Annotated in this window: 5 protein-coding genes and 1 pseudogene; 4 read left to right on the forward strand and 2 right to left on the reverse strand. The window is 43.1% G+C overall.

Annotation, left to right across the window (positions count from 1 at the left end; all coding sequences use genetic code 11):
- The coding region (locus tag PX484_RS25330; RefSeq protein ID WP_288106158.1) for an efflux RND transporter permease subunit at positions 1-1,747 on the reverse strand (1,747 nt) is incomplete at its 3' end.
- A 151-nt stretch (positions 1,748-1,898) separates the two neighbouring features.
- Entirely contained in the window at positions 1,899-2,576 is a 678-nt protein-coding gene (locus tag PX484_RS25335) for a C40 family peptidase (RefSeq protein ID WP_287766473.1), read from the reverse strand.
- Between the two features lie 488 nt (positions 2,577-3,064).
- Between PX484_RS25335 and PX484_RS25340 the strand changes: the two genes are divergently transcribed.
- The 4 genes and pseudogenes from PX484_RS25340 to PX484_RS25355 form a co-directional block, all read left to right on the forward strand.
- Positions 3,065-4,453 carry an LCP family protein gene (locus PX484_RS25340; RefSeq protein ID WP_287766470.1) on the forward strand — a complete coding sequence of 463 codons (1,389 nt, stop codon included), beginning with the start codon at positions 3,065-3,067 and terminating at the stop codon, positions 4,451-4,453.
- A 2-nt stretch (positions 4,454-4,455) separates the two neighbouring features.
- Positions 4,456-4,956: a pentapeptide repeat-containing protein gene (locus PX484_RS25345; protein WP_287670805.1), complete on the forward strand. Its 501-nt coding sequence runs from the start codon at positions 4,456-4,458 to the stop codon at positions 4,954-4,956.
- Between the two features lie 127 nt (positions 4,957-5,083).
- Positions 5,084-5,671 carry an anthranilate synthase component II gene (locus tag PX484_RS25350; protein WP_043997742.1) on the forward strand — a complete coding sequence of 196 codons (588 nt, stop codon included), beginning with the start codon at positions 5,084-5,086 and terminating at the stop codon, positions 5,669-5,671.
- Positions 5,672-5,732: 61 nt separating this feature from the next.
- A pseudogene (locus tag PX484_RS25355) lies at positions 5,733-5,907 on the forward strand (MBL fold metallo-hydrolase); the annotation flags it as partial.

Consider the following 5,907-nt stretch of genomic DNA (forward strand, 5'->3'; position numbering starts at 1 on the left):
CCGGGGGAAATTGAGCAAAAACGTTCACCTGTCCGGTTTGAATACGACTAAAGACTTCCTGGGGGATATATTGCCAGAGATAGAAACTACTTCCCCCTAAAATTAAAAAGGCCAGCAGGATAACAGGTATTCTGTAGTGGAGGATTTTAGCTAAAAAACGACCGTAGAGGATGGTTAAACCTTCTATACGTTGACTAAAGACTTTTAAGAGCCAAAACCGATGGATACCACTAGAAACCCGCATATTTAACAAACGACTGGCCAACATGGGAACAACGGTTAACGCACACAGCAGAGAAGCAGCCACAGCAAAACTGATAGTAAGGATAATCTCGTTAAACAGCAGGGAAATAAAACCACCCAGTAATAAAAATGGCAGGATAGAAACGAGATTAGTCGCAGTGGAGGCCACTAAAGCAGATTCTACCTCTTGGCTGCTATTCCGGGCAATTTCTAAAAAATCTCGCTTATTTTGGTTTTGATTAACTTTGAGGGCAATATTTTCCAGCATGACAATGGAATTATCCACCACGATGCCCACCCCTAGGGCCAATCCTCCCAAACTAAACACATTTATCGATAACCCGAATAACTTCATACAGATAATTGCGACGAGGGTAGAAAGAGGAATCGCTAGGGTAATGATAAAAGTCTGTCGTAGGGAACCGAGAAAGACGAATACAGTCAATCCTGCTAGAATTGTCCCCGCTAGTCCCGACGAAACCACGTTATTAACCGCGTTTTGGATAAATACAGACTCATCGGTAGTGGTGACGACTTGTATTCCCCCGGTCATTAACCCGGATTTTTTTAATTCTGTAATGCGTTTTTTGACCCCTTCTACCACAGCAATCGTGTTCGCATTCGGTTGTTTTTGGACGCTAACCCTGACGGCATTTTTTCCATTTAGGGTGACAAAAATTCTTTGTTCTTCTGTCCCATCGATAACTCTGGCCACATCCCGCAGATAGATTTTTTCTTCGGGATTATTACTATCGGTCAGCGCTAAATCTTGGATATCCGCTACGTTTTTAAATTTCCCCACCGCACGGGTTAAAGGTTCCCCGGTTTCTCCCTGTAGTCGGCCCCCAGAGATGTCCTGATTGCGTCTTTTTAGGGTGTCTAAAACCTGATTTAATCCCACTCCTAAAAATTGTAATCGCTGCAGGTCAATATTAACTTGAATTTCTTCTCTAACTCCCCCAATCACATCCACCACTGCCACTCCTTCCACAAACCCTAATTCTCTCCCTAATTCTTCATCGGCAAATAATCTTAAATCTTTTAGGGGTAGGGTATCAGAAACGAGAGCAAATTCATAGACGGGTAAACGAGAGGGTTCAAATTTATTTAAGCGCGGTTCCTCAATAATATCGGGTAAATTTTGTCGGACACGATTAAAACTTTCGGTAGCTTCGTTTAAAGCGACATTTAAATCTCCCCCCGGTTGAAAAAATAAATCTACTCGCATCCTTCCCTCGCGAGTTTCTGAATAAACTTGCACTACTCCCTCGGTGGCACTCATTCCTTCTTCTAGGGGTTTAGTTACTTCTTCGAGAATGACTTCCGGGGAAACTCCGGGTACATTCATCCTTAAACTAATGCGGGGATAAGTGATAGAAGGAAGCAAGTCCACTTCTAAACGATTTAGAAAAAAAAGACCGATGATGATAACTGCTATAGTTAACGTCAATACTCCTATGTGACGACGAATTGATAGACCGCTTAGGGAGATGTTTTCTGACATGATTACCTATGGGGGAGAGTGAGGAGTTAGGAGTCAGGAGTTAGGAGTCAGGAGTTAGGAGTTAGGAGTCAGGAGTCAGGAGATTATTTTTATCTATTCTTCCCACTTCATAATTCATAATTCATAATTCATAATTACCACTGATAACTGATTAATTGTGCATAACTCGACCGAAACTCCATAATTTTTGATAATAATGACGACTAACGCTATCCCTATCATCAGTAAGTAGATTTATAGCGATACCATTGTTACCTGTTTCTTTTCCTGAACTGTGGATATATTGATTATTCCCTAGATATAAAGCCACATGATTAACTCTTTTATCACCAAAAAAAATTAAATCTCCTGGGAGTAATTCCTCTCGGTTTATTTTTTGACAAAAAGCCTCCTGTTGATAGGAATCCCTCGGCAACCAAATGCCAAAGCTGGCAAAAGCGGCCTGGATTAATCCTGAACAATCGTAATTAGGTGCAAGGGTTCCACCCCAGAGATAATGATTGGTACGGTTCCTTGCTTCCTGAGTAAAAGTGATAATATCAGGAATATGTTTTTCTATGTCTGAACGAGTTAGAGGAATTTTTTGATAAGCTGTGGTGGCCACCGCAATTGCATCTAAATCTTCTCCGCATAACCAAGCTAAATAATTATCCTCCCTTAGCTGAATTTGTAGCCCTTTTTCGGTAATTTCTAGGGAAATAAATTTTAATTGTCTTCCCTGTTGTGCTTGGGTAGCTAACTCTTGACAACTGGGAGAATTGTAGAGATTTAAGTCTCTTTTACAGAGATATTCCTGGGTGGATGATGGGGGAATAGAGATAATTTTCATAAAAAATAGATCAGAATTATATTGACAGAAACAAATGCCCAACTAGCCAAAAGCGAAGGGATAAAAACAACGAGAATAACCTTAGTTCTGTCATCTTCAAGTTTCCACCTCTCTTAATTCTTGGCCACAGAGATAATCTATAACTGAACTGAATCCCTGAAAAATTATTAAACCTCTTGCCTAATTAACTTTTCACGGTTCAAGAACGGCAAAAATAAGGATTAAATGGCATAAAATCTGTGAATAGAGCATTTAATTGCTTATTATTCATTCTTAATTCTCCTGACTACTGACTACTGACTCCTAACCAACCAAGACAAATTTTGATTTTTACAACAGGTCTATTATAGCCAGTTTATTAACAATATGTTACAATAACCGGCGAGGGGGGAGTGACCGATATCTGGAACTTTTGGGCTAGAGATAGATTCTAGGGATCAACAGTCACCTCCTAAGTAAGCCTTTAATTCAGATGTTGAGGTTAGTCCATGGCCAATGTTTCCGGGCGGTTTGAAAAGCAAGAATACAGCCAAAACTCAGAAAATACCGTCACGGTGGTCAGTTCAGTCATGTCCGGTTTTAAAAAAGCATCTCCCCTGCAAAAGGGCTTATTTTGGGGAATAACCCTCAGTTTTACCGCCCTAGTTTCCGCTACTCTCGGGGCTGCCGTCGCTTTAATTAGTCCCTTACCCGCACCAATTGGGGCTATCTTCCAAAAAACGACTTTTCCCACCCAAACAGACATCCTTGAGGCCCAAGCTTGGAATAGCTTAATCAATCAGCAGCTTTCTCGTCCTGTTAATATTTTAGTTATGGGCATCGATCGAGTTTTAGATGCCAAAAACGGCGACGATGTATTTAAAGGTCGCAGCGATACCATGCTCCTAGTGCGCTTCGATCCTAGCGATAAAACCGTGAGAATGCTGTCTATCCCTCGCGATAGCCGCGTCAGAATCCCCGGCCACGGTTTCACTAAAATCAACGATGCCAACGTTCACGGCGGACCAACTCTAGCGGCGGAAGTGGTCAGTAATACTTTAGGGGATGTCACCGTTGATCGCTATGTGCGGGTGACTACCGATGCCTTTAAGGAATTAGTCGATTTAGTCGGGGGTGTAGAGGTTTATGTACCCGAACGAATGTATCATAAAGATGTCACCCAAAAATTAGAAATTGATTTACAAGAGGGTTGGCAAAATCTCAACGGCGACCAAGCCGAACAATTTGCCCGTTTTCGTAACCCGCAATACGGCGATATTGGTCGCGTACAAAGACAACAAATTTTATTAAAAGCACTCCAACAAAAGATTTTTAGTCCGACAATTCTCCCCAGTCTCCCGAAAGCAGTACAGGTTTTACAACAATATATCGATACGAATTTAAGCGTCGAGGAAATGCTGGCTATCGCTAATTTTGGCCGGGAAATTAAACAGGATGACTTGAGAATGATCCTACTCCCCGGCCGGTTTAATAGCCTCGAAGAATACGATGGTCGCAGTTATTGGATTTTGAACCGTCGCGAAATTAGAACCATTGTGGCTAATAATTTTACCGATAACTACGCGGGGGGAGAAACCTCCGTTTATAGTCTGCGGATTGCCATTCAAAATGCCACCCATACCAAAGGTTTAGCCCGTCGTACTCGTAATTATCTGGCCAAACGGGGCTATACAAATGTTTATATTAGCGATGACTCCTCCCAAAAGCTAGAAACCACCGCAATTATTGCACAAAAAGGTGATATTCAGTCCGCTAACCTCTTGAAAAATCAATTGGGAATCGGTAAAGTAGAATCATCCTCCACTGGTGCTTTAGACTCAGACCTAACCATTCGGGTGGGTGATGATGTAGCCCAGTTTCTCGACGCTCAACAGTAACAATGTTGAAAAATGTTTTCAGTCTGGTTTTAATTATTTTGCTGGCGATTCTTTGGCTACTTTTCGCGGCCCGTCCGGTGGCTTTAGCCCAAGATAAAACGATTAACTATAGTTTTGCCCAGCTGCAAGATCGGGATTTTTCCCATCAGGATTTGCGCGGAGGAGTTTTCGCAGCTGCCGCGATGCGGGGAGTTAACCTAGAAGGGGCCGATTTATCCTATAGCATTCTCACCGAGGCTGTCCTCTTAAAAGCTAACTTAAAAGGGGCCGATTTAACCGCCTCTTTGGTAGATAGAGTCACCCTCGATTTTGCCGATTTAACTAATACTATTTTTACCGATGCGATCGCTACTCGCAGCCGTTTTTATGACACAATTATTACCGGGGCCGATTTCACTAACGCGGTAATTGATGCCTATCAGGTCAAGTTAATGTGTGAACGGGCCGATGGGATTAATCCGGTCACGGGAGTGGCCACCAGAGATAGTTTAGGCTGTGATTAGCAATTCCGGGCAGATTCTGGCTGACGGCACAAAAATAGCCTACCCCCTACACTCCGGCTGTCTCGATCGAGACAGCCGGGATGTAGAATAAAAATACTGAGCGAGGCTAGAGAAAGGAGAGGGACTCTTGATAATCGTCATCGATAACTATGATAGTTTTACCTACAATTTAGTCCAGTATTTGGGAGAATTAGCCTCCGAGTTCCCGATCGCTGTGCCGATCGAGGTCTATCGTAATGATAAAATCGATCTGGCCATGATCGAACAAATGCGGCCGGATGGGATTGTCATTTCCCCCGGTCCCGGTCGTCCAGTCGATGCGGGCATATCTCTGGAATTAATCGCCAAATTTGGCCCCTATTTGCCAATTTTGGGGGTCTGTCTCGGTCATCAAAGTATCGGTCAGGTATTCGGAGGGGATGTGGTCCGGGCCCCGGTCTTGATGCACGGCAAAACTTCCCCAATCTATCACAACAATGAAGGGGTATTTCAAGGCTTAGAAAATCCCTTTACTGCCACCCGTTACCATAGTTTGGTGATCGAGCGCTCCACCATGCCGGATAATTTAGAGATCACGGCCTGGGTGGAAGATGGCACGGTCATGGGAGTCCGTCATCGGGATTACCCCCACATTCAAGGAGTACAATTTCATCCCGAAAGTATTTTAACCACTGCCGGCAAGGAACTTTTAAGAAACTTTCTGCGATCCCTCTAGTGTTTACTAATCGCCAACCCCTGAAATTAACCTTAACTTGATTAATTCTGCATCTATATTTATGAAAAGGCGAGATTTTATCTTATCGGCGGGGACAAGTTTCTTAACCGTGGCAGTAAGCTCAGTTTTAGCGGAAACTAAACCGAAACCCACTAACCCCACTTCCCCCCAAAAACCCGATAATTCCCTCTTAGTTCAATGGTTGGGTCATAGTTGCTTTTTATTCACCGGAGGAG

The organism is Microcystis sp. M49636_WE2, from assembly GCF_030065375.1.
Classification (GTDB): domain Bacteria; phylum Cyanobacteriota; class Cyanobacteriia; order Cyanobacteriales; family Microcystaceae; genus Microcystis; species Microcystis aeruginosa_C.